The sequence below is a fragment of the Shimia sp. genome, assembly GCF_039969785.1.
In the GTDB taxonomy this organism is placed as follows: domain Bacteria; phylum Pseudomonadota; class Alphaproteobacteria; order Rhodobacterales; family Rhodobacteraceae; genus Shimia.
On record NZ_JBDVNC010000013.1, the window covers coordinates 1 to 24,007 of the forward strand.

Annotated in this window: 21 protein-coding genes; 15 read left to right on the forward strand and 6 right to left on the reverse strand. The window is 56.9% G+C overall.

All coding sequences use genetic code 11. From position 1 onward, the window contains the following. Window positions 1-1,956 (reverse strand): acetate--CoA ligase (gene acs, locus ABJI08_RS05135; RefSeq protein ID WP_348400751.1); only part of this gene is annotated, 1,956 nt, incomplete at its 3' end. 527 nt (window positions 1,957-2,483) lie between these two features. On the opposite strand from acs, the gene ABJI08_RS05140 reads away from it, so the two are divergent. Continuing rightward, window positions 2,484-3,359 carry an aminoglycoside phosphotransferase family protein gene (locus ABJI08_RS05140; RefSeq protein WP_348400752.1) on the forward strand — a complete coding sequence of 292 codons (876 nt, stop codon included), beginning with the start codon at window positions 2,484-2,486 and terminating at the stop codon, window positions 3,357-3,359. A gap of 59 nt (window positions 3,360-3,418) precedes the next feature. On the opposite strand, the gene ABJI08_RS05145 is transcribed toward ABJI08_RS05140, so the two are convergent. Beyond that, window positions 3,419-4,747, reverse strand: a complete 1,329-nt coding sequence (locus tag ABJI08_RS05145; protein WP_348400753.1) for a hypothetical protein — start codon at window positions 4,745-4,747, stop codon at window positions 3,419-3,421. A 400-nt stretch (window positions 4,748-5,147) separates the two neighbouring features. Between ABJI08_RS05145 and ABJI08_RS05150 the strand changes: the two genes are divergently transcribed. The 7 genes from ABJI08_RS05150 to ABJI08_RS05180 all read left to right on the forward strand — a co-directional run bounded on the left by ABJI08_RS05150 (window position 5,148) and on the right by ABJI08_RS05180 (window position 11,548). After that, window positions 5,148-6,203 (forward strand): hypothetical protein, encoded by a 1,056-nt coding sequence (locus tag ABJI08_RS05150; protein ID WP_348400754.1) that lies wholly within the window; start codon window positions 5,148-5,150, stop codon window positions 6,201-6,203. Continuing rightward, window positions 6,200-7,420, forward strand: a complete 1,221-nt coding sequence (locus ABJI08_RS05155; protein ID WP_348400755.1) for a GNAT family N-acetyltransferase — start codon at window positions 6,200-6,202, stop codon at window positions 7,418-7,420. Before ABJI08_RS05150 ends, ABJI08_RS05155 begins: the two co-directional genes overlap by 4 nt. Window positions 7,421-7,595: 175 nt before the next feature. After that, on the forward strand, window positions 7,596-8,621 hold the full coding sequence (gene dusA / locus ABJI08_RS05160) for a tRNA dihydrouridine(20/20a) synthase DusA (RefSeq protein WP_348400756.1): 1,026 nt from the start codon (window positions 7,596-7,598) through the stop codon (window positions 8,619-8,621). A 67-nt stretch (window positions 8,622-8,688) separates the two neighbouring features. After that, a complete protein-coding gene (locus ABJI08_RS05165) occupies window positions 8,689-9,516 on the forward strand; it encodes a sulfite exporter TauE/SafE family protein (RefSeq protein ID WP_348400757.1) in 828 nt (275 codons plus the stop codon). Next, window positions 9,510-10,298, forward strand: coding sequence for a hypothetical protein (locus tag ABJI08_RS05170; RefSeq protein ID WP_348400758.1), 789 nt, complete (start codon window positions 9,510-9,512; stop codon window positions 10,296-10,298). Before ABJI08_RS05165 ends, ABJI08_RS05170 begins: the two co-directional genes overlap by 7 nt. A 145-nt stretch (window positions 10,299-10,443) precedes the next feature. Beyond that, window positions 10,444-11,361, forward strand: a complete 918-nt coding sequence (locus ABJI08_RS05175) for a calcium-binding protein (RefSeq protein WP_348400759.1) — start codon at window positions 10,444-10,446, stop codon at window positions 11,359-11,361. 7 nt (window positions 11,362-11,368) lie between these two features. Beyond that, the gene (locus tag ABJI08_RS05180) at window positions 11,369-11,548 is read left to right on the forward strand and encodes a hypothetical protein (RefSeq protein ID WP_348400760.1); all 180 of its coding nucleotides are present in this window, start codon (window positions 11,369-11,371) and stop codon (window positions 11,546-11,548) included. Between the two features lie 67 nt (window positions 11,549-11,615). Here ABJI08_RS05180 and ABJI08_RS05185 read toward each other — a convergent pair whose 3' ends face one another. From ABJI08_RS05185 to ccmI, 3 genes are read right to left on the reverse strand one after another with little or no spacing between them, the layout of a single operon-like run. Then, the gene (locus ABJI08_RS05185) at window positions 11,616-11,861 is read right to left on the reverse strand and encodes a DUF1289 domain-containing protein (RefSeq protein WP_348400761.1); all 246 of its coding nucleotides are present in this window, start codon (window positions 11,859-11,861) and stop codon (window positions 11,616-11,618) included. After that, window positions 11,858-12,343: a Holliday junction resolvase RuvX gene (ruvX, locus tag ABJI08_RS05190; protein ID WP_348400762.1), complete on the reverse strand. Its 486-nt coding sequence runs from the start codon at window positions 12,341-12,343 to the stop codon at window positions 11,858-11,860. Before ruvX ends, ABJI08_RS05185 begins: the two co-directional genes overlap by 4 nt. Further along, window positions 12,343-13,575: a c-type cytochrome biogenesis protein CcmI gene (gene ccmI, locus ABJI08_RS05195; protein WP_348400763.1), complete on the reverse strand. Its 1,233-nt coding sequence runs from the start codon at window positions 13,573-13,575 to the stop codon at window positions 12,343-12,345. Before ccmI ends, ruvX begins: the two co-directional genes overlap by 1 nt. 177 nt (window positions 13,576-13,752) lie before the next feature. Here ccmI and ABJI08_RS05200 point away from each other — a divergent pair, with 177 nt between their 5' ends. From ABJI08_RS05200 to ABJI08_RS05225, 6 genes are all read left to right on the forward strand, one after another. After that, window positions 13,753-15,000 (forward strand): sarcosine oxidase subunit beta family protein, encoded by a 1,248-nt coding sequence (locus tag ABJI08_RS05200; RefSeq protein ID WP_348400764.1) that lies wholly within the window; start codon window positions 13,753-13,755, stop codon window positions 14,998-15,000. A gap of 127 nt (window positions 15,001-15,127) precedes the next feature. Then, window positions 15,128-15,457, forward strand: coding sequence for a sarcosine oxidase subunit delta (locus ABJI08_RS05205; protein ID WP_348400765.1), 330 nt, complete (start codon window positions 15,128-15,130; stop codon window positions 15,455-15,457). After that, a complete protein-coding gene (locus ABJI08_RS05210; protein ID WP_348400766.1) occupies window positions 15,454-18,468 on the forward strand; it encodes a sarcosine oxidase subunit alpha family protein in 3,015 nt (1,004 codons plus the stop codon). Before ABJI08_RS05205 ends, ABJI08_RS05210 begins: the two co-directional genes overlap by 4 nt. Further along, window positions 18,461-19,027, forward strand: coding sequence for a sarcosine oxidase subunit gamma family protein (locus tag ABJI08_RS05215; RefSeq protein ID WP_348400767.1), 567 nt, complete (start codon window positions 18,461-18,463; stop codon window positions 19,025-19,027). The genes ABJI08_RS05210 and ABJI08_RS05215 overlap by 8 nt, the downstream gene beginning before the upstream one ends. 755 nt (window positions 19,028-19,782) lie before the next feature. Next, window positions 19,783-20,382, forward strand: a complete 600-nt coding sequence (locus ABJI08_RS05220) for a superoxide dismutase (protein WP_348400768.1) — start codon at window positions 19,783-19,785, stop codon at window positions 20,380-20,382. A gap of 233 nt (window positions 20,383-20,615) precedes the next feature. Beyond that, window positions 20,616-21,386 (forward strand): enoyl-CoA hydratase-related protein, encoded by a 771-nt coding sequence (locus tag ABJI08_RS05225; protein ID WP_348400769.1) that lies wholly within the window; start codon window positions 20,616-20,618, stop codon window positions 21,384-21,386. A gap of 63 nt (window positions 21,387-21,449) precedes the next feature. Here the strand turns inward: ABJI08_RS05225 and ABJI08_RS05230 are convergent, their stop codons facing one another. Then, the gene (locus ABJI08_RS05230) at window positions 21,450-22,001 is read right to left on the reverse strand and encodes a TIGR00730 family Rossman fold protein (RefSeq protein ID WP_348400770.1); all 552 of its coding nucleotides are present in this window, start codon (window positions 21,999-22,001) and stop codon (window positions 21,450-21,452) included. Window positions 22,002-22,099: 98 nt separating this feature from the next. On the opposite strand from ABJI08_RS05230, the gene ABJI08_RS05235 reads away from it, so the two are divergent. Next, entirely contained in the window at window positions 22,100-23,950 is a 1,851-nt protein-coding gene (locus ABJI08_RS05235; protein ID WP_348400771.1) for a LysM peptidoglycan-binding domain-containing protein, read from the forward strand. Window positions 23,951-24,007: the final 57 nt, after the last annotated feature.

Sequence of the window (24,007 nt, forward strand, 5' to 3'; positions counted from 1 at the left end):
GTTCATTCTGTTTTTGATGAGGTCATCGACGACGGCTGGTTCGGCGAGAGTTGAGGTGTCTCCGAGGGCTCCGAAGTCGTTTTCTGCGATTTTTCGCAGGATGCGGCGCATGATTTTGCCGGAGCGTGTTTTGGGCAGGCCGGGGGCCCATTGGATCAGGTCGGGAGAAGCGATGGGGCCAATCTCGGTGCGGACCCATGTGCGCAGCTCTTTGTAGAGCTCATCCGTGGGTTCGACGCCGTTCATCAGAGTGACGTAGCAATAAATGCCCTGACCCTTGATGTCATGCGGATAGCCCACCACGGCGGCCTCGGCCACGGCGGCATGCGCCACCAGCGCGCTTTCAACCTCGGCCGTGCCCATGCGGTGGCCCGAGACGTTGATCACATCATCGACCCGTCCGGTGATCCAGTAATCACCATCTTCATCACGCCGACAGCCGTCACCGGCAAAGTAATAGCCTTTGTAATCCGAGAAATAGGTCTTCTCGAACCGCTCGTGATCGCCCCAGACGGTGCGCATCTGGCTGGGCCAGCTGCTTTTGATCGCCAGCACACCTTCGACGCCATCGCCGCTGATCTCTTCGCCCGATTGCGGGTCCAGCACCACCGGATGCACGCCAAAGAACGGCTTCATCGCGCTGCCGGGTTTGGTCGCATGCGCGCCGGGCAGGGGGGTCATCATGTGACCACCGGTTTCGGTCTGCCACCAGGTGTCCACGATCGGGCAGCGCCCGCCGCCAACAACCTCGTTATACCAGTTCCAGGCCTCGGGGTTGATCGGTTCCCCGACCGTGCCCAGAATACGCAGGGAAGACAGATCGCAGCTTTCGACAAAGCTGTTGCCCTGACCCATCAGCGCACGCAACGCGGTGGGGGCGGTGTAAAACTGGTTCACCTTGTGCTTTTCACAGACCTGCCAGAACCGCGATGCATCCGGATAGGTTGGCACACCTTCAAACATCAGCGTGGTGGCGCCATTGGCCAGCGGGCCATAGACGATATAGCTGTGGCCGGTGACCCAGCCCACATCGGCCGTGCACCAGAAGACATCACCATCGTGATAGTCAAAGGTGTACTGATGCGTCATCGAGGCAAACACCAGATAGCCCCCAGAGCAGTGCACCACACCTTTGGGCTGACCGGTTGAGCCGGATGTATAGAGAATGAACAGCGGATCTTCGGCGTTCATCTCGGCAGGTTTACAATAGTCGTTCGCCTCCAGCGCCATTTCGTTATAGTCAAAATCGCGATCTGCAATCCACGTGGTCTGATCGCCGGTCCGTTTTACCACCAGACATTTAACAGTGTCTTTACAGTGCAGCAGCGCCGCATCCACATTGGATTTAAGCGCGGTTTTGCGCCCGCCACGTGGCGCGGTGTCGGCGGTGATCACAACCTTGGCGTCACAGCCATTCACCCGCGCAGCCAGCGCGTCTGAGGAAAAACCAGCAAAAACAATAGAGTGTATGGCACCAATGCGCGCACAGGCCAGCATGGCATAGGCCGCTTCGGGGATCATCGGCAGATAAATCACCACCCGGTCGCCTTTGCGCACGCCCAGTTCTTCCAGGATATTGGCAAAGCGACAAACGCGCTTGTGCAGCTGGGCATAGGTGATGTGCTGGGCCGGCTCTTCGGGGTCATCGGGTTCAAAAATGATCGCGGTCTGATCGGCGCGGGTTTCCAGATGGCGGTCAATACAGTTGGCGCTGACGTTCATCGTGCCGTCTTCGAACCACTTGATGTCAATATTGCCGGGCGTAAACGAGGCATTGGAGACCTTGGTGAACGGCTTGATCCAGTCAATCCGTTTGCCATGTTCGGCCCAGAACGCATCAGGATCCGCAATCGACGCCGCATACATCGCATCATACGTCGCCAAATCTGCATGCGCTCCAGACGATAACTCAGAAGATGGGGGATAGCTGCGATTTTCGGTGGATTCAGAAGACATGGAGGCTCCTCCCTCGGTCATTGATGTGTGCCCAAACGCTGGTGACGTGCGGGAAAGCACACACATGTTTCAGTCAAGGAGGATCATATGCGGGACAGAAAATAATGAAATAAGACACGGAAAGATAACAAAGTTTTTGTAAAGAATTTTCCAATATATTCGATTATTTGTAAAAAATATCCCAGTTATTTGAAAATATTCAAAGTTTGCAATGGGTTGGTCGTCACCCTGTTTCCAAAGATCTAAGGAGCAGGAGGAACAGCGCCATATTGTTAGCGCCCATACCCAGTATTGCGGAGGTGTGACAAAACGCTTCACCCTTGATGGATACGCCGGGTTTTCCTGCCACGAGTCGCTGCGGAATGTGAAAGCGACGACTTAGAGTTGCCTCATTTTTATCCCGATTCCTCCCAACGATATCCTGAATTGATGTGCAAATTGTCGATGAACCAAACCCGAAATGTCGGGCAGAAAACTAGAATCACGAAGGCCGGGCACCTGCTTTCATCTGTCCCGGAGGGCAGACCATGAATATGACGCGCACGACAAATGCACTGACAGTAAGACCAGAGCAGGGGCAATGGCACCCGGTGGTCCGGGCTCGTCTTGCTGGAAAATTCGATGCCATCGCACGTCTGGTTTCCGGGCGTAAATCGGGCGGGGCGCTGGAATTCGACGTGATCAAACACGGGCACAGTGCACTTTCTCTGGAAGTCAGGTCAGGCGGGCGGCGCGCCTATCTCAAACTATTTGATACGTCACACACGGATAAAGCTTATCGGCGTGAAAAGGCCTCGCTTTGCGCGCTGCGCGACAGCGGGCTTGTTCCACGCATTCTTGCGTTTTCCGATGGCCCACGGTTTATTCTGTGCACATGGTCTGACGGCGCCAGCGAATTGCAGCAAAACATCCCAATGGGGCCGACGGCATTCGCGCGAAATCTGGGCAAATGGCTTGCCGATCTGGACAGCGCCGTACCCGGAGAAACGGCGTGCGGTAACTGGTATGGATATTTGCAAAGCTTTGGCGCCTCGCTGGATATGGATCGCATTCAGGTCGCGCGTGACGTTTTAATGGAAATTCCCCTGTGCGGACGTGCGTTATCACGCAATGATGCTGCCTTGCAGAACTTTGTCACCAACGCAGAAGGCCAGTTGATGGGCTGCGACTTTGATCTGGCCCAGATGCGGCCCCGGGGTTGGGATTTCGTATTGGGCCATATTGGCCTGATTGAACGGTTCCCGGATCGGATAGAAGAAGTCCTGACGGCTTATACCGACGGCTTCTCGCGCGCACATCGCGGGGCTTTGATTGTAGAAGAGCTGAACGTGGTTGCCCGTATCCTGTATTGCGCACGTGCTTTGGCGACGGGCGATACGGCTGACATTATTCAGTGGCAGTAGATACGCTGTAGTACTGCTGGCGGAATTCCGGGCGCTTCATTGAAGCGCCCGGTGTGTTTTTAGAACATGATGATTTCGTCTTCGATGTCATCTTCAACCTGAGCATTCGTGCCCCCGGAAGCATTTTCGTCGAAATTGTTGGTCATCAAGGCCATGATATCGTCCAGCGACACATCGCCATTGTCGTCAGGGTGCAGAACGAATTCAGGCAAGCCCGCTGCTGCGGCTTTCGAAGACGTACCCATCGAGCCGCTTCCTGCAGTGCCTGAGCCCTTGGTGCCCGACCCTTTTGAGCCTGAACCTTTTGACCCTGAGCCCTTGGTACCTGACCCGCTGGTTCCTGAACCCTTGGTGCCGGAGCCTTTCGTGCCTGACCCGCTGGTTCCTGATCCTTTGGTGCCTGAGCCTTTCGTGCCTGACCCGCTGGTTCCTGATCCTTTGGTGCCGGAGCCTTTCGTGCCTGACCCGCTGGTTCCTGAACCCTTGGTGCCGGAACCCTTCGTGCCCGACCCGCTGGTTCCTGACCCTTTGGTACCGGAGCCTTTCGTGCCCGACCCGTTGGTTCCTGAACCCTTAGTACCAGACCCATTTGTGCCTGAACCATGGCAGTCATCGTCGTCACCCTCATCGGGATCATCGCCAACTGTTTCAGTTTTCAGGTATTGATCCAGCGAAACTTTGGGCGGGAGGCCGGGACCATGTTCGCCGATCACGTCGAGATCATTGATTGTGTATGTCGGGCTGGTGGGATCTTCTGGCAAACGAATTTCGTCTACGTTGCTAAAGTGTCCCCACGCAACGCGATCCCCGTTTTCGTCGCGGAACTCGACAGACCCGCCCCAAAGACCGGTTTCTTCGTTTTGACCGATATTGATCGCAAAGGCCGAACCCGCCTGAGACAGGTCCAGTACCGTGATTTCCTGCGGCTCTGAACTTGATTCGTCAAATTCGCCTGCCAGCTTAGCGTCATACCATTCCGAGAAGCTGTCACCCTCGACACCACCATTGTGGTAGGACTTGCTTGAGCTGGCTGAGTCATGACCTGACCCGCAATTGCCTGATCCGCCCGTACCTGAACCGCTAGTTCCCGTTCCCTTGGTGCCGGAACCCTTAGTTCCTGATCCCTTGGTTCCCGATCCCTTAGTGCCCGACCCTTTGGTTCCTGATCCTTTGGTGCCTGAGCCCTTAGTACCTGAGCCGCCGGTACCGGATCCTTTGGTTCCGGAGCCCTTCGTACCTGAGCCGCCGGTGCCTGATCCTTTGGTGCCGGAGCCCTTTGTACCTGAGCCGCCAGTTCCAGACCCTTTGGTTCCGCTTCCCTTGGTACCGGACCCGCCGGTTCCATTCCACTGATAGACGATGTCGTCTAGATTCCAATCGTTGGACATAGAGGTGCCTCCGTTTAATCACTCTCCCGAGGGGACCCCCATCCCAAAGATTCATGTCGTGTCGTCTCGGAGCGACAACAACATCCGTAATACACAGGATTGGGACCGTAGGTGGGTGCCTCATTGTTGACAAATTTTCGTTGAAATTTAGCCACTTGCGCCGGGTTTTGGCCAATAATAGGAAACAGTATGCGGTCCGTTTCCGGTGATTGATGCCGTTTCGGAACCAATGCGAAAAATACCGCCGCGTTTTACAAACTCGATTCGTCGCATTGGCGCGGGTTTGCCCAAGCTTGTCCTCATTCTTGTCCGAATTGTGAGATAGCTGTCTTTGTCATGTTAACGCCCGAGGTCCGTTTTTCGGGGCCAGTTTATGTTTGGCAAGAGAGGTATTGGTGACATGGCAGAACGCAAACGAAGTTCCCGGATCGACCGCATCGTGGCGAGCGCTGAAAAAGTTTTTGGACAAAGCGTCGAGCAGGTCACAGCGCCCGGAGGAGAAGGGCGCGCGAGCTTTCGTGTGCATTTGCCTGATCAACTGGTGATCGCAACGTTGCGGCCCAATTTTCGTCGAACACACCTTGAGGCGTTTGTTCTCAAGGAACTCGAAGGTCATTGCGATCTTCAACCCCGTTGCCTTGGGGTGGATGGCGAGATCATGTTCCAGTCGGATGTTGGTGGGCGCCGATTAAATCAGGAAATTGCCGCGGTTGATCCAGGCAAGAAGCTGGATCTGGCGGCTGAATCGGTGACATCCATTTTGCGCATTCAGGCTGGCGCGCGGGCCGCCGGGTTGAACGAAGCCGTACCGCATCTTGGTCAGAACGATCTGTGGGTCGCGAATTTCGCTAAGGGTCCCACGATGTTGGCCGAGTATTCAAACGGACGCGTCATGGGGCTGAGCCAGGATGACCTGTGCCGTGCGATCGACCGGCCGGGGCAACAATTTGTCAAATGGGATTGCCGATCCGGGAACGCAGCGATTGGTCAGGATGAAGTGCTGCGCTGGTTTGATTTTGAATATTGCGGTGCACGGCACGGCGCCGAAGATCTGGCCTGGTTGATTGCTGACGAAGCCTGGCAAGTCGCCCCAGAGGACATGCAGCGGATTGTGACCGAGAGTTTTGATCCGAATTGTGGCCACTCGTTGGATGACTACCTCGATTATCTTGCCCTGTACGTGACTTTTCACTGTGCCCAGCGTTTGGGCCTGATCGTGAAAGAAGCCCGCAAGCGTGGCTGGCTGAGCAAAGCCAAGGTTCGCAAATACGATGATGCCGGGGTCCATCCGGAATTCGCCGCTCAGATTTGTCGGGTCGGAACATTCTTTGGAGACCGCAACAGCCTGACCGCGCCTATTGCGCGAGACTTTGAAGAGGCGGAGGCGGTGTTTATCGGCATTCTGCGCGAAGGATATCTGCAGGCCGAGAATTTGAAAGAAGGGTTGAGAGCATGAAATATGACGCAACAACCACGCGCGACGCTGCCCTGCATGTCGAAGTGATCGACACTTGGGCAGATTTTGCCGCGCTGCGCCCGGCATGGGAACAGCTTTACGACACTGACCCGGAAACCAGCGTGTTTTTGAGTTGGCAATGGATTGCACAGGCCTTTAGCGGAAATACATTTCGCTGGAGCGTTCTGGTGGTTCGCGCCGAAGCGGGCGCGCAGCAGGTGATGTGCATTCTGCCGCTTAAATACCGGGTCCACTGGAGCCGCAGCCGCAACGAGTTCCACACCGAGATCGAAGCCGGTGGCCGTTTGTTGTGGAGCGAATATACTGGGTTTCTGTGTCACCCCAGTTTTGAACAGCAGGGTCTTGAAGCGGCGGCCACAAAGCTGGCCCAGCTGCCATGGACGCGTCTTTCGATGCGATACGTCGCTCAGGAACGCCGCGCACGGATATTTGTCGACGCGCTAGAGAAAAACGGGGCAAAAGGTGCTTTCCGTGATTACATGATCAACAAGGGCACGACGAACAATCTGTTATGCCCACAAGTGGGATTGCCCGACGATTTTGAAACTTATCTGGATGAACAGGTTAGCGCCAATCGCCGTCAGAAATGGCGTCGGTTTCTGCGTCATCGTATTGAGAAAGAGGGCGTCGCGTTTCATCTGGCGTCTGATAAAGACGCTGAAACCAACATTGATCAGCTTTTGTCCAACTGGATGGAACGTTGGGAAGACGACAAAGGTACACGTACAGCCAAGAGCGTGGCGTCCAACTATCGCGATGTTCTGATGTCGGCGCACAAACAAGGCGACCTTTTCCTGCCATCGCTGCGCCGGGAAGGCAACGTTCTGGGCGCGTTGGGCCATGTGCTTGACCGTGATCAGGGGCGGGTGCATTTCATTGTGGCTGGCCGGGACGTGAATGCCAAAGATCCGTTCATTGGCGCAGCCCTGCATTTCCACAGTATACAATGGGCCATCGAGAACGGATTCACTTGCTATGATTTCTGTCATGGGAACGAAGACTACAAATATTCCTTTGGGGCAGAGGATCAGGAAGTGTTCTATTTCGTGATCCGCCGTCAGGCCTATAACCCGCACCTCGCGTTTGACTCTATCGGAACCGGAGAAGCTTTGGGTAAGATCGAAGGGTTTATCCAAGACGGCAACACAGAACGGGCAACATTGGCGTGCCGTCAGTTGGCGAACCTACTGTCGTAATCTGAGCCTTTGGCGAACGTGTCATTGCCGAACCGACCTACCGCACGTGCGCAGAATTCGCGCATGGCCACTTGAACTGGCCTTCTGAGGCTGTTTGGTGGTAGAGGGCTGGCCTCATGTACGCGTCACGTGACAAATACATGACCGGGTTCTCAAAATACGCAAAGGGCGCGTCATGGCGACAGATATTGAACGGATCACATCAGAACACGCGACGCTGGCTCGCGCAGCCCGTCTGTCGGTCGCACCTATGATGGACTGGACGGATCGCCATTGTCGGTATTTTCATCGGCTGATGAGCCGGGATGCGCTGCTCTATACGGAAATGGTGACGGCGCCGGCCTTGGTGCGGGGTGGGGCCTTGCATTTGTTGTCCTACAATCCCGAGGAACACCCGGTTGCCCTTCAACTTGGGGGGAGTGATCCCACCGAGCTGGCACAGGCAACCCGCTTGGGGGCCGAGGCGGGATATGACGAGATTAATCTGAACGTGGGATGCCCGTCAGATCGGGTGCAATCCGGTACGTTTGGCGCGGTTCTGATGAAATCACCTGACCTGGTGGCTGAGTGTGTGTCTGCCATGGCCGCAGTAAGCCCGGTTGAGGTCACGGTTAAGTGCCGCATTGGGGTGGATGAACAAGAGGCCCATGAAACTCTGCCGCAGTTTCTGGAGAAAATCCGTGCGGCGGGTGTACGTCGAGTCACGATCCATGCACGCAAGGCGTGGTTGCAAGGGCTAAGCCCAAAGGAAAACCGCGATATTCCTCCGCTCGACTATCCGCTGGTCTATGCGATGAAAGTGGCCTTTGCGGATATGCATATTTCGATCAATGGCGGTATCGCGTCGCTGGATGAGGCGGTCACGCATCTGGACGCAGGGCTGGACGGGGTGATGATCGGGCGTGCTTCCTATCATGCACCCGCGGACATATTGCTGGATGCGGACCGGCGCATATTTGGCGCGGACCGCGCCGTTGACGCCGCTGATGTCGTTCAGGAGATGTTACCGTATATTGAGCGGCACCTGAGCGGGGGTGGAAAGCTGAATCAGATCACACGCCATATGCTGGGTCTGTTTGCCGGAAGACCGGGCGCGCGCGCGTGGCGGCGTATGCTGTCAGAAGGCGCGAGCCGCGCCGGTGCCGGGCCAGAGCTGGTGCAAGACGCGCTGGATCAGATCACTCGGCAGGCGGCGGCCTGAACCCAAACGCTTGCGGGTGTGGGTAAAATCCGCTTTACATCCGGGCGCGCACAGTACCGGAGCCACCATGACAGCCGATCCCGCCCTGTTGATCCAAATGTTGATTTTGTTGCTCGCGATAGGCGGGTTGGCGGGTGTTTTGGCCGGATTGTTGGGGGTTGGCGGTGGTATTGTGCTGGTTCCGGCGTTTTTCTATGCGTTTCAGGCGCTGGGCTATGATGGACCTCAGTTGATGCAGGTGTGTCTGGCGACTTCTCTGGCGACCATCATTGTCACATCAGTAAGGTCGGTGCTGAGCCACAACAAAAAGGGCGCTGTGGACTGGGACATTCTGCGAAGCTGGGCACCGGGCATCGCAGTGGGGGCGATAATCGGAGTGATGGTGGCTGCCAATCTGCGCTCGGTGACGTTGCAGTTTGTGTTTGGATGTCTGGGCATTGTGATTGGCGCGTATTTAGGGTTGGGGCGCGCTGAATGGCGCTTGGGGCAGGCGATGCCTAAGGGCGCCGTGCGTGCGGCAATGAGCGCCATCATGGGGTTTATGTCCGTGTTGATGGGCATCGGTGGGGGCAGTTTCGGCGTGCCGTTGATGAGCCTTTATAACACGCCCATTCACCGCGCTGTGGCCACGGCAGCAGGATTCGGTGTTCTGATCGCAGTGCCTTCGGTGCTTGGTTTTTTGTTTCTGGAGGTAGATGCGGCCACGCGCCCACCGTTGACTATCGGTGCGGTTAATCTGGTTGCGTTTCTGATTGTTATTGCCATGACGCTGCTGACGGCGCCATTGGGCGTTAAGATCGCGCATGCGATGGATCCCAAACCTCTCAAACGCGTGTTTGCCGTGTTCCTGACGCTGGTGGCGTTGAACATGTTGCGCAAAGCGTTGGGATGGTAGAGGAATTCTTTAAACGCGGCTGGACCACAACCCCATTTGATGCGTCTGTTCTGCAGTGGTCGGCTCGGGCGAAACTGGCCGGGCAGGCGGCAATGAATGATCCTGCTTTTGCCGATTGGTGGGTTTGCGAAAACACCTGGTTTATCGGAGTGGACGCGCTATCCAATGACGAGACGGGCGCTGTCGGCGGCAGCAAACCGCTCGGCGGAGCCCCGAAAAGCGCTATCGAGACGCTGTTCGGGGCTTGGCCGCGCCTACACAAAGCGCAGCTTTCGGTGGTCAGACCCGGATATCCCAAACCGCGAGCGGGCGAGAGTGCGGCTGCGTTCGGCTACCGATTGAGACGAGACGCAGCGCATGTAGACGGGATTAAACTGGTTGGCCCTGACCGCAAGCGGCACTTAGAGGAGCGACACGCGTGGATCCTTGGGTTGCCCTTGACACAAAACGGCCCGGATGAGGCGCCGCTGGTTGTGTGGGAGGGCAGCCACGAGATCATGCGGCGGGCCTTAATGCGGTTTCTTGCGGCCTATCCCGAAAGCGATTGGGAGCACGTCGACGTCACCGACTGTTATAAAAACGCACGTCGCGAGGTGTTTGAGACATGCGACCGGATTCCAGTCATTTCAGCCCCGGGAGAAGGCTTCGTGTTGCACCGCCTCAGCCTGCATGGTGTGGCGCCGTGGGCAAGAGAATCAGCAGCCCCAAACCCACAGCGTATGATTGCATACTTCCGCCCGAGGTTGAGAGATCCTATTTCTAACTGGCTGAATTTACCCTGAAAAACGGTTTTTTGTTGCCGATTGGGAAACGAGTTTTCGCAAAAGTGACGATCGTTACGAATTCCGAAACAGTTCCATCAAATTAGACACAAGTTGGCGAAAATGTGTTAATTTTGGGGCGCTGCATTTTCTAAAGGACATTCAAATGATTACTGCGCTTGCGCTGCTCGGAGCAGCATTCTGGATTGGGGTCTTGGTTAATGTTCTGGATGATGACGACGATGACAGTTCATCAGAGCAAAGCACCGGCGAAGAACTGACCGGCGATACCGGTGATGACCTTCTGGAAGGTGGATCTCAGGCCGACACAATTGATGGCGGCGAAGGGGGTGACACGCTTTTGGGGGCCGGGGGCAGTGATGTGCTGGACGGTGAAGAAGGCGCTGACAGCATCGAAGGTGGCACCGGTAATGATGACGTGTCGGGCGGCGAAGGCAATGACACCGTGCGCGCCGGCACGGGCAATGATTTGGTCAATGGCGAAGCGGGCGACGATAATTTGCGTGGCGGCGACGGGTCCGACGAGCTGCATGGCGGAGCAGGCGACGATGATCTCGAAGGCGGCGCCAATGAAGACAGCATGCTGGGCGGCAACGGCGACGATACTTTGCTTGGGCAAGAGGGTGACGACACGCTGACCGGCGGCGATGGGGACGACCTGATTAAAGGCGGTCATGGCGATGACGTTCTGTATGGCGGTGCCCAGGGTGTTGCCGGAGGCGAAGACGAAGGCAATGACACGCTTAACGGCGGCACTGGCGACGATGAGATCTGGTTAACGGAAAACGATGTCGGGGAGGGCGGTGACGGCTCTGACCAGTTTATAGTAGGGCCACGCACACAATTCGGAAATGTTGTCAGCATCACGGATTATGACGAAGACGAAGATCAGATTGTGGTGATGGTGCCACCGGGCGATACCGGTACAGTTCAGATCCAGCCAAACCCCGATGATACTACGACAGCCTGGGTGTTTTATGATGGCGAGATCGTCGCCTCGGTCGACAATGCGCAAAGCATTCTGACCGCTGATGACATTCAAGTCGTCGAAACAGTGGCGTGATCGGGATATGATCGAATTTGTAACCCACGCGCTTATTTCCGGGCCTTTGCCTGGGTTTGCGGCTGCGTCTGCAATGTTGGCGCTGATGGTGGTGCGTTCGATATCTCTGGTGCAGCAGGTGGCTCAGGTGTCTGAGCGGGTGCAGCAACAGAACCACGTCGGTCAGCCGCAAGAATTTCGCGACTAACTAGGCCTTTCCGAGCCAAAGTCCAAAACCCCGCGCTAATGTGCGGGGTTTTTGTTTGTAGCCTGAATTATCCCTGAACACGCGCGGCCCGGCCACCACGTCGCTTGCGCAAACGCGGCGCGCGCGATGGCAGTTCCTGCATAATCGCAGCGCGCTCATCGGTGTCCATCCTGGACCAGTTGGTGATTTCATCGATCGAGCGCAGGCATCCCGTACAGATGCGCTCTTGGGGATGCACGACGCAGACCTGAATACAGGGGCTTTCAATCTCGTCGCGTTTCCAAACGCTGTCTTTGTCAGATTTTGGGCTCACTGCTCTTTCCTCAGATGTCCCAGCCGATCCAGAACTCCCTGAAGAATATAGGACGCGGCGACGTGATCGATAACCTCTGCGCGACGTTTTCGTGTCGTATCCGCCTCCAGCAGCGCCCTTTCAGCGGCAACGGTCGACAATCTTTCGTCCCAGAACCCAATTGGAATACCCACCAAGGGCGCCAGATTTCGGGCAAATGCGCGCGTTGACTGACAGCGCGGCCCTTCTGATCCGTCCATATTCCGGGGCAACCCCAGAATGATGGCACCAAGCGAGCGTTGATCAATAATCTCTAACAACCGCGCAGCATCGATGCCAAATTTCTTGCGCTTTACGGTTTCCAGCGGTGTGGCCACCGACTGAAAACTGTCTGAAACAGCCACGCCTATTGTCTTCGTTCCCAAATCCAATCCCATCAACGCCTGCATCGGTGGCAGGGCCTCGGCCATCTCCTCGATGGTTTCAAAGATGTTGGCGTTCATCAGTTTGCCACGCCTGCACTGCGCGCACCGTCGCGCACAATCTCCAGCGCGTCGGGCACATCGGCAAAGACCTGTTGCGCCTCTTCCCAAATGACAGCAGCGCGTTCGGTATCACCCAGAACACCGTAAGCCACCAACAGGCGCGCCCATTCCTGAGGCGTGCCGCCTTCGGTGGCCAGACGTTCGGCCAGATTGGACACCATGCCACGGATCATGTCCTGCCGGTCCTCTTCGGACATCTCGTCAGCTGCCGTGACATCATCGCTGTCCGGGCCGGTCAGACCGTCAGAATGCGGTGGCGCGGGCAATTGGTAATCAACTCCTGCAAACCACGCCAGATCGGTGATCCGCGCACGAATGGCCGGCACCCACGGCGCGTCCGGAGGGCTTTGCGTCAATACCCGGTCCCAAATGCGAAATGTCAGGTCGGGCCGGTCATTTTGCAAAAGCATCAGGCCCCAGTAATATCGTGCCAGATTGTTGATCGGATCAATTTCCAGCGCGCTGCGCAAAGACTCCTGAGCCTTGGGCGACACATATCCGTCTGCGGCTGCGATCAACATGTTCGCGTGGATGCTGTAATCCGTGGCCGTGACGCTGTCGCCTTTCAGGCGGATCACATTGGCCTGCGCCTCATATGCGGCCTGCATATTGCCCAGCGAGGCTTCGTTGCGGGCCAGCAGTTCATAGCCCTGTAAATCATCCGGCCGCTCTGCCACGCTGGCGCGCAGTTTTTCCATCAGGGCCACGAAATCAGGTCCCGGTGTCGGGCCTGGTGCGGCCGGTACGTCTGCTTCGGCGGCGGCCTGGCTCTTGCGGTTGTCCAAACGTTCGCGCGATGCTTCAAGACGCAGATTCAAAGGCTGATCGTCATAGCCCGGTGCGCCCAACTGGGAATACGCAAAAAAGCTCGCCCCCACCAAAACAATACAAAGCCCCGCGATCAGCGGAACACCACCGCGTGCCTTTGATGTGCCTTGCCCTTTTGCGGCTTGCAACTGTGCATCCGCTGCCAGAATGCGGCGCGAAATCTCGGTACGGGCCCGGTCAGCATCCGTGGCGTTGATCACGCCACGTGCCAAATCCTTGTCCACTTCTTTCAGCTGGTCGCGATAGACCTGCAGATCAAAGGCGGCGGGATGCTCGGCATCGTCCCGGCGACGCAGGACGGCCAAAGCGATAAAGCCAGTTGCCGCAAGGGCAAGAGCGGCTGCAGAGATCCAGAATACCATAGTACCTCCTGAGGTTGCCCTTCATGTATAGGGGCGCAGCCCCGGGAAAAAGGGCAAATCGTGCATACCTTCGTTCATGTCGCAACCGAACGGCAAACCGGCGTTTTGGTCCGGGTGGCAGGGCGGGGCAAGGTCCACTAACAATACATCAGGAATCCCCGATCGGAATCACTGCCTATGAGACGTTATTCAGCTTTTGCCATCGCCCGCGAGGCACTCCGGTTTCACACAGGATGGGAACGCGCGTGGCGCTCGCCCGAGCCTAAAAAGAAATACGATGTGATCATCGTTGGTGCAGGGGGCCACGGATTGGCCACTGCGTTCTATTTGGGCAAGAATTTCGGCATCACCAATGTCGCGATCATCGAAAAGGGCTGGCTGGGCGGCGGCAATACAGGCCGCAACACCACCATTATCCGCTCGAACTACCTTCAGGACCCGTCCGCGGCGATCTATGAAAAAGCGCGCTCGCTGTACGAAACCATGTCGCAGGACCTGAACTATAACGTCATGTTTAGCCCGCGTGGTGTGATCATGCTGGCCCAGACCGAACATGAGGTGCGCGGCTATCAGCGCACCGCGCATGCGAACGCATTGCAGGGCGTGCCAACCGAATTCATCGGCCCGGAGCGTGTCAAAGAACTGGTGCCGATCATCAATATCGATGGACCACGTTATCCGGTTCTGGGCGGTCTCTGGCAGGAACGCGGCGGCACCGGGCGCCATGACGCGGTGGCGTGGGGCTATGCGCGTGCCTGTTCCGACATGGGCATGGACATCATCCAGAAATGCGAAGTCACCGGCGTGCGGCAGGACGGCGGTCAAGTCACTGGCGTCGACACCACCAAAGGCCCGATTGATTGTAACAAGCTGGGTCTGGTTGTGGCCGGCAACTCGGGCGATCTGGCCAATATGGCGGGCTTCCGCCTGCCAATGGAGAGCGTCGCCCTGCAAGCGCTGGTGTCGGAACCGATCAAACCCTGCATGGATGTGGTGGTGATGGCCAACACCGTGCACGGCTATATGTCTCAGTCCGATAAGGGCGAAATGGTGATTGGCGGCGGCACGGACGGGTTCAATAACTACACCCAGCGCGGATCGTTCCACCATGTCGAGGAAACGGTAAGGGCGCTGGTCGAAACCTTTCCGATGGTGTCCCGCCTGAAAATGCTGCGCCAATGGGGCGGTATCGTGGACGTGACCGGTGACCGATCACCCGTGATTGGTAAAACGCCACTGGGCAATTGTTTCATCAACGCAGGCTGGGGCACCGGCGGCTTCAAGGCCATCCCCGGCGGCGGCTGGGCCACAGCCGAGCTGATCGCCAAGGGCGAACCCGGCCCCTTGTGTGCCGAGTTCGGCATGGACCGCTTTGTTGAAGGCCGCTTCATTGATGAAAGCGTGGCTGCAGGGGTGGCTCACTAATGAACTGGACTGAAATCTTTCGCCCGGCGGCAACGGCGGGCAGCGCCCGACCCTCCCCACGGGAGGGCGCTTTCTGCACCCACCCAGGATCGGGCGCTGCCCTCATTACTTTGCAGGAGATGGCAACATGCTAACCCTTCAATGCCCCTATTGCGGCGTAGATGCCGAAGAAACAGAACTGCACGCCGAAGGCGAGGCACATCTGAAACGCTTTGGTCCCGGCTCATCCGATGACGATTTCGAAACCTATCTGTTCATGCGCGAAAATCCCAAAGGCGTGCATTTTGAACGCTGGCGGCATGTCTCGGGCTGCGGCAAGTTTTTCCACGCCGCTCGTTCAACCACCACGCTTGAAGTTTTCGGGACATATTCCGCGCAAACCTATGAGCCACCGCAAGAGATCAAAGACAAGATCTCGGCCAAAATTCCCGGCTGGAGCTGGAGGGACTTTTCATGAGCACACGTCTGGCGTCCGGCGGAGCCTATCTGAACCGCCAAAAACAAATCCGCTTTACCTTTAACGGCAAGCAATTCACCGGGTTCGAAGGCGACACGCTCGCTTCGGCCTTGCTGGCCAATGACCAGATGCTGATGGGGCGTTCGTTCAAATACCACCGTCCGCGCGGCGTTGTTGCGTCGGGCGCAGAAGAGCCGAACGCGCTGGTCAATATGGGGCAGGGCGGCAGCTTTGAACCCAACCAGCGCACCACCACAACCGAGTTGTTTGACGGGCTGACCTGCACCAGCCAGAACCACTGGCCCAGTCTGGAGTTTGACGTAGGCGTGGCCAACAATTATGTCGCGCGCTTTCTGCCTGCCGGGTTTTATTACAAGACATTCATGGCACCCCGTGCCGCGTGGAAACATGTGTTCGAACCCATCGTGCGTCAGTCTGCCGGTTTGGGCAAAGTGCCCAAAGACCGCGACGCGGACACCTACGAACATTTCTATGCCTATGTGGACGTGGTTGTTGTTGGCGGCGGTATTGCTGGGCTGGAAGCGGCTCGCGCGGCGGGTGCCTCGGGTGCCAAAGTGCTGCTGATGGAGCAAACCGCCCATTGGGGTGGCCGCACGCTGGTTGATGGCGGAGAAATCAACGGCAAGCCCGCGCTTGAACGCATCGAGGCGCTCAAGGCCGAGCTTGACGCGATGGACAATGTTACTCTGCGCACCCGGATGATGGGGGCTGGGGTTTATGATCACGGCTATGTGCTGGGCTACGAACGTGTGCGCGATCATGCGCCCGCACAGGATGGTCCGCGTCACCGTCTGTGGCGTATCCGCGCCAAGCAGATTGTCACGGCGACCGGTGCCATCGAACGCCCGTTGTCCTTTGCTGGTAATGATATTCCCGGTGTCATGCTGGCAGGCGCCGTGCGTGATTACGCGATTGGCTGGGGCGTGTCTCAGGGCGACCGCACTGTGGTTGTTACAAACAACGACGACGCATATCGCACGGCGATTGTGCTGAAAAAGGCCGGGCTGGACGTTCCGGTCATTCTGGATGCGCGTGCCATGGGCGGCGGTGATCTGGCGCAAGAGGCGCGCGATCTGGGCATTCGCGTCGAAAACGGCAAAGCCATCGCCAAAGTCAAAGGCGGCAAACGTGTGACTGGCGTGGCCATCTGCCTGCAATCGGGCGAAGGCGGCGCGCTGGAAGAGATCGCGTGCGACGCGGTTGCCATGTCTGGCGGTTGGTCGCCGGTTGTGCACCTGTGGTCGCATTGCGGTGGCAAGCTGATCTGGGACGAAGCGCAGGCGCATTTCCGCCCCGATGCAAGCCGTCCACCCACCAGCCATGATGGCCTTGGCTTTGTGATCCCCGCCGGAGCGGCAAACGGACCGCTGGAGCTGGCCGACGTGCTAACCGACGCTGACGCGGCAGGCAAAGCTGCGGCCAAAGCGGCAGGGTTTAAGCCCAAACGCACCGCTGCCCCCAAGGCCGCGCCGCAGGTTGAAATGGCTATGGAACCCGTCTGGTCGATGCCACAGGGCGCGGGACCGGAATTGCGCATGAAAACATGGTTGGACTTTCAAAATGATGTGAAAGTTTCCGACGTTCGGCTGGCAGCTCAAGAGGGCTATGAATCCGTTGAACACACCAAGCGTTACACCACACTTGGTATGGCGACGGATCAAGGTAAGTTAAGTAATATCAACGGATTGGCGACGCTTTCTGAGGCGCTTAATCAGCCTATTCCAGCAACCGGAACCACAACCTTCCGCCCGCCATACACGCCCATCAGCTTTGGTGCGATTGCAGGCGAAGCGCGCGACGCGGTGTTCCAGCCGCTGCGCCGCACGCCAATTCATCAGTATCACGAAGATCACAACGCGTTTTTTGAACCTGTAGGTCAGTGGCGCCGCCCGTATTGCTTCCCCAAATCCGGCGAAAGCCACGGCGATGCGGTGAAACGTGAGATCCTGCAAACCCGCAATTCCGTGGGCCTGTTGGATGCGTCCACCCTTGGCAAGATCATCGTCAAAGGCCCGGATGCCGCCAAATTCCTTGATATGCTCTACACCAATATGATGAGCACGCTGAAACCGGGCAAATGCCGCTATGGGTTGATGTGCAGCGAGAACGGCTTTCTGATCGATGACGGCGTTGTTGCCCGCATCGATGACGACACGTTCCTGTGCCACACCACCACCGGTGGGGCCGAGCGTATTCACGGCTGGATGGAAGACTGGCTGCAATGCGAATGGTGGGACTGGAATGTCTACGTCGCCAATGTGACCGAGCAATACGCCCAGATCGCCGTCGTGGGCCCGAATGCCCGTAAAGTTATTCAGAAATTAGGCGGCGATTTGGACGTGTCCGCCGAAAATATGGCCTTTATGGAATGGAAAGACGGTCGCATTGGCAAGTTTGACGCCCGTGCTTATCGTATCTCTTTTTCGGGCGAACTGTCCTATGAAATCGCCGTACCTGCCGCTCAGGGGCGCGCCTTTTGGGACGCGTTGATGTCCGCAGGGGCCGAGTTTAAGATCATGCCTTATGGCACCGAGGCCTTGCATGTGATGCGGGCTGAAAAAGGCTTTATCATGATTGGGGACGAAACCGACGGCACTGTGATCCCGCAGGATTTGGGGCTGAACTGGGCGATCTCAAAAAAGAAAGAAGACTTTTTGGGCAAACGCGCTCAATTGCGCGTGCATATGGCAGACCCCAACCGGTGGAAACTGGTTGGTCTGGAAACGCTGGACGGGTCCGTGATCCCGGATGGGTCCTATGCAATCGCGTCAGGCGAAAATGCCAACGGGCAACGCAATACTCAAGGCCGCGTGACTTCGACCTATTATTCACCCACGCTGGATAAAGGGATTGCCATGGGTCTTGTGCACCGCGGCCCGGAACGCATGGGCGAAGTGATCGAATTCAACAAGGTGGATGGAAGCAGCGTTCAGGCCCGGATCGTTGATCCGGTGTTCTATGACAAGGACGGGGAGAAGCAGAATGTCTGAGGCAGTCAGCGCCTTGAATGGCGCCAGTTTCGATGGGTTTGCCCGTGTGGATGACACCGGATTGCGCGGTATGATCACCTTGCGCGGTGATCTGCCCTCTGCGGCGATGGCCAAAGCCGTCAAGGCGGCCATTGGCGCGGACATACCGGGCCAGCGCAAGATTGAATTTGGCAAGTCGGGCGCCGTTGCCTGGATGTCGCCGGACGAGCTTTTGGTCATTACAGAGTACAGCAGCGTTGCCGAAACAATGTCTGCTTTACAGGCCGGGCTGAAAGACCAGCACGCGCTGATCGTCAATGTGTCTGATGCCCGCGCGGTTGTGCGGGTTTCCGGTGATGGTTCCCGCGAAGTTATGGCCAAACTGGCGCCGGTTGATTTTTCGACCGACGTTTTTGGACCGGGTGATTTTCGTCGCTCACGCCTCGCTCAGGTTGCGGCGGCGTTTTGGGTGAATACGGATGACAGTATTGAGGTGATCTGCTTCTCATCTGTTGCCAAATACGTTTTTGACGTACTTTCCGTTTCCGCACAATCAGGAGGAGAAGTAGGATATCTCTAAAGTAATGAACGATTGCGACATTATCGAATATTAGAACACGTGATTGGGGGTAATACTTGCTAAAAATACATATACCGGAGTATTTTCATTGATCCAAAAGATAGTGACCCGCGATCACAGGCACATTTGCTGTTGCCGATCCTCAACTACAACAACACTGAGGCAGGCAACGGCACCTGCACCATTGTCAAAAATGACAAATAGCAGAAAATAATTGGAGAGCCCGACATATTCGGATTCTATTTTTAATCAACGACTGCGTTTGATTTTGCTCCTTTCTGGTGCAGTACTCACATTTTCAGTTGACGCTAACTAGAGACAGGTTAGGGTATCTCCACCGCTTTGTGAGTTGATTAAGTCTTTACGTCAAAGGCTTTCGGGAACTGTATGTCTGCTTTTACGGCGCATACAAAACCTTAGGCAGCTCCTGAACAATACTGGTGATTTTTTTGCGTGGGACAGACACAATGACGGCAAAAAACCTGTTTCGGGTCTCGTTGGTACTGATGTTTTTGGCATTTATGATTTACGCCTCGCCGTAAGCTCCGGCAACCAATCTAAAAAACTCTTTCCTGCACTGGTAATGGCGAACACACATCAGATGTGTGGGGTACAAAAGTCCGGCTCACAGGATTGAGGGGCGCCGAGATGCGCGCCACAGGTGCGTTCTGCCGGTTTTGGCTTGACCTTGGACCATAAACTCCCACATCTGTGGCACAGAATGAACGCCCGAACAAAATAAGAGGACTTTGAAAATGGCTTTCGAACTTCCCGATCTTCCTTACGCCCACGATGCCCTTGCCGCCAAAGGCATGAGCGCCGAGACGCTGGAATTCCACCATGACCTGCACCACAACGCTTATGTGACCAATGGCAACGCTGCCATCGCGGGCACTGAGTGGGAAAGCAAGTCGATGGAAGACATCATCACCGGCACCTATGACGCCAACGCAGTGGCCCAGAACGGCATCTTCAACAACATCAGCCAGCTTTGGAACCACAACCAGTTTTGGGAGATGATGGGCCCGGGCACGTCGGCTATGCCGGGCGAGCTTGAAAAAGCGCTGATCGAGAACTTTGGTTCGATTGACGATTTTAAATCGCAGTTCGCCGCTGCCGGTGCCGGTCAATTCGGGTCGGGCTGGTGCTGGTTGGTCAAAAACGCCGACGGTTCGTTGGCTGTGACCAAAACCGAAAACGGTGTGAACCCGCTGTGCTTCAACCAGACCGCATTGCTGGGTTGTGACGTTTGGGAACACTCCTACTACATCGATTTCCGAAACAAACGCCCTGTGTACCTGTCGAACTTCCTCGACAATCTGGTGAACTGGGAAAATGTCGCGTCACGCATATAAACTTTGACCAGACGTAGATTTTTAGGGTCTGCCGGGGGTGATCCTGGCAGGCCTTTTTTCGTAGGTTTGCCCTTTTGAATATGCGCTGCGCTGCGTTGGCGGTTTGCACTGCATAACATCGCAGGCGGCGATGCGTCTGTCCTCCGGCAATCGGGGGGGGGGCGCGCCTTTGATCGTTTTAATTTGCAAGCGTTGCGGATGCGCGCCACTCTTGACCGGCACAAGGAGACGCCATGACAGAGCCGCTTGTTGATGAGACCCTGAGCACTGGCGTGCTGACCCTGACGCTTGGGGCAGGCAAGGCGCATGCGCTTTCCAGTGCGATGCTTACCGCTTTCAATGCCGCTCTGATGCGAGCCGAGGCCGATAACACGGTCAAAGTGATTGTTATCCATGGCCCCGGGCATATTTTCTGTGCGGGCCATGACCTCAAGGAAATTGCGCGTCGCCGACAGGACGCGGACGATGGCCAAGCCTATCTGGTGCAACTGTTCATGGATTGCGCCGAGCTTATGCAAAAGCTGACCCAAGGGCCCAAGCCCACCATTGCCATGGTCGACGGGATTGCGACGGCGGCAGGTCTTCAGATGGTCGCGGCCTGCGATCTGGCTTTTGCCTCCGAGCGGGCGACGTTTTGCTTGCCGGGCGTGAAAAACGACGGATTTTGTTCGACGCCGCTGGTTGCGGTCGGGCGGGCGGTATCGCGCAAACATGCCATAGAGATGGCCATGTCCGGTGACACATATGATGCCCAATGGGCGCTGAGCGCGGGGTTGCTAAACCGCGTTGTGACGTCCGAGGCACTTCCCGATACGGTCTATGATTTCGCCAGGAAATTGGCCACGCGGCATGGTCCGGCTGTCTCAGCGGGCAAACAAACCTTCTACGCACAAATCGAACAGCCCCTGCCACAGGCCTATGACATGGCAGGGGAAACAATGCTCGGCCACTTTTTGGATCCGTTGCGCGTCGCACGCGAAAAGAAAGAATGGGCTCAAGATTAAGCCTGTTCTGGCAAGGGATCACGATCCCAATGTTCCGGACAGTTCGTGTGACTTAAGACTGCTTCAGTCGAAAGCAGCCGCCAGAACGGCTTCGGCGTCCGGGACATCATCAACCACATGTACAAAATCCCGCAATGTCTGTTCAGCAAACCCTTGTGCGATCACATGGTCCAGCAGGGCCACCAGCGGCGTCCAGAACCCGTTTGTGTTCATCACAATGATTGGTTTGTCATGCAGGCCCAACTGGCGCCACGTCAGAACTTCGAAAAATTCGTCCAGCGATCCGGCACCACCCGGCAGCACGACAATCGCATCGCAGTTCATGAACATAACCTTTTTACGTTCATGCATGTTTTCGGTCACGACAAACCGGCTGAGATCGGTTTTCCCCACTTCCATCTCAAGCAGATGCGTCGGGATCACGCCAAAGGTTGCACCACCCGCCGTTTGACAGGCATTGGCCACGGCGCCCATCAGTCCGATATCGCCCGCGCCATAAACCAAACGCCATCCGCGCGCCGCAATAAGCTCGCCCAATCCTTGCGCTGTTGCCTGATAAGCCGGGTCCTGACCCGCACGTGAGCCGCAAAAGACACAAATAGACCGCTCTGTCATGAAATTCCCCAATATGTTCAAAGCCCTTTTGACCAGTGTTAACCGGGTTGATAAGGTCGCTCAACCTAAGGAAAGCCGTTTTCGGGGGATAATCGGCGATGAGCAAACTAGCATCTCTTTTCGGGGGAAATGTCGCCGTTGCAGGCGGCGCAGCCGTGGCCGGAGGCGTGGCGGTGGTTGCCGTTGTTGCCAGCGGTGTGCTGAACAGCCCGGAACCCGCAGACATACCCGATCCGGTTCAGCCCGCCGTGCAAGCACCAGCACCGCCAGAGCCCGCCGCGGAACCGCCGAAAAAGGCCGCTCCTGCGCCCGCTCCCAAAGCGGAGGACCCGGTTGTCGCACCGGCAGCCGAGCCCGACCCGGAACCAGAGGCCAAAACGGAACCGCCTGCGCCAGTTTTGATTTTGCCGTCCTTTGATCTGGTACGTGTCGATTCCGATGGCAATACCGTGGTGGCTGGACGGGCAGAGCCCGCCGCCGTTATTGGTATTCTTCTGGACAATGCTCAGATTGCAGAAACTCAGGCCGACGGTGCGGGCAAATTTGCCAGCCTGTTGGTCATCGCGCCCAGCCCACAACCACGCGTTCTGACGTTGGTCCACCGGCGCGACGAGGGCGATTTGCTGTCAGACGCCAGCTTTATCATTGCGCCTGTTTCGGTTGCACCGCCCGAAGAGCCAATCGTCATTGCCGGAACCGATACGTCCCCCGATGCGGAGCCGCCAGTGGCGTTGGTTGAACCTGTGGTGGAGACCCAGCCGGAAGAGCAAGTCAGCCCCAGGGTAACGGATCCGGAACCAGAACAGGTGCCGGACCCTGCTTCGGAAACCGCCGCTTCGGAACCTCAACCAGAAGAAGTACCCGAGCGAGAGCCGGTACCAGCGACAATAGCCGAGCCAGAAGCTGAACCTGTGGAAGAGCCCCCCATAGCTGAAACGGTTGTGCCGGAGGCTATTGAAGATGCCGAACCGGAAGTTGCAGAGGTTCAGGTCGAGCCCGAAGTTGCGCCAGCCGAACCGGCCCCGGCACCGCAGCCAGAAGCCGTGCCTGAAATTGTCGCGGAAGTTATCGAAACTCCGGTTGCAGAGCCAGAGGCCGCGCCGGTTGAGGTTGCCGTAGCAGAGCCGGAAACGCCGGCTATTGCAGAGGTTGCCCCAAACGCTGAACCAGCGCCGAAATCGACGCCTGAATCGACCTCGGAACCTCAGCCTGAACCCGAAGCGAAGCAACAGGAGCCTGCTGTAGTCGCTGAAGCCAGCGAGACGCCAGAGCCTGCGCCCACCCCTCTAGCAGAGGCGCCCAAAACGGAGAAACCGCAAGAGTTGGAAACCGTTGCTGCAGAACCAGAACCCGCTGCAGCAACACCAGAACCCGCTGTTGAGCCTGCGCAGAAAGCACCAGCCGTATTGGTTTCTGATGCGGATGGGGTACGCGTTGTGCAGCCGCCTGCGCCCGCCGACAGCACACCCGAGGTGTTGTCCAGCGTCGTTATAGACTCGATCAGCTATTCTGAAACCGGAAGCGTCCAGATCGCCGGGCGGGGGCGCAAGGATGGCCACGTGAGGGTCTATCTCGACAACACGCTGAATGCGTCTTCGCGCATTTCCAACTCTGGTCAGTGGCAGGCCGATCTGCCGGATGTCGCCCCCGGCGTATATACTTTGCGGGTTGATGAACTGGATGAAGATGGCAAGGTAACATCCCGTGTTGAAACGCCTTTCAAGAGAGAAGAGCCCGCACGCGTGGCCGAAGCACAGCAGGTTCAGGAAGGGACCGGAGATGCGCCGGTACGCGTTGTGACGGTGCAGCCCGGCTTTACGCTTTGGGCGATTGCCCGGCGTAACTACGGCGAAGGGTTGATGTATGTCCGCGTTTACGAGGCCAACAAGGACAAGATTCGCGACCCGGATCTGATCTATCCCGGACAGGTCTTTACTGTCCCGGAGTAAATAGTTGCGTTGCTAAGGGTGGTAGTTTTCGCTTGCAACGATTAGGTCTCTCGGACC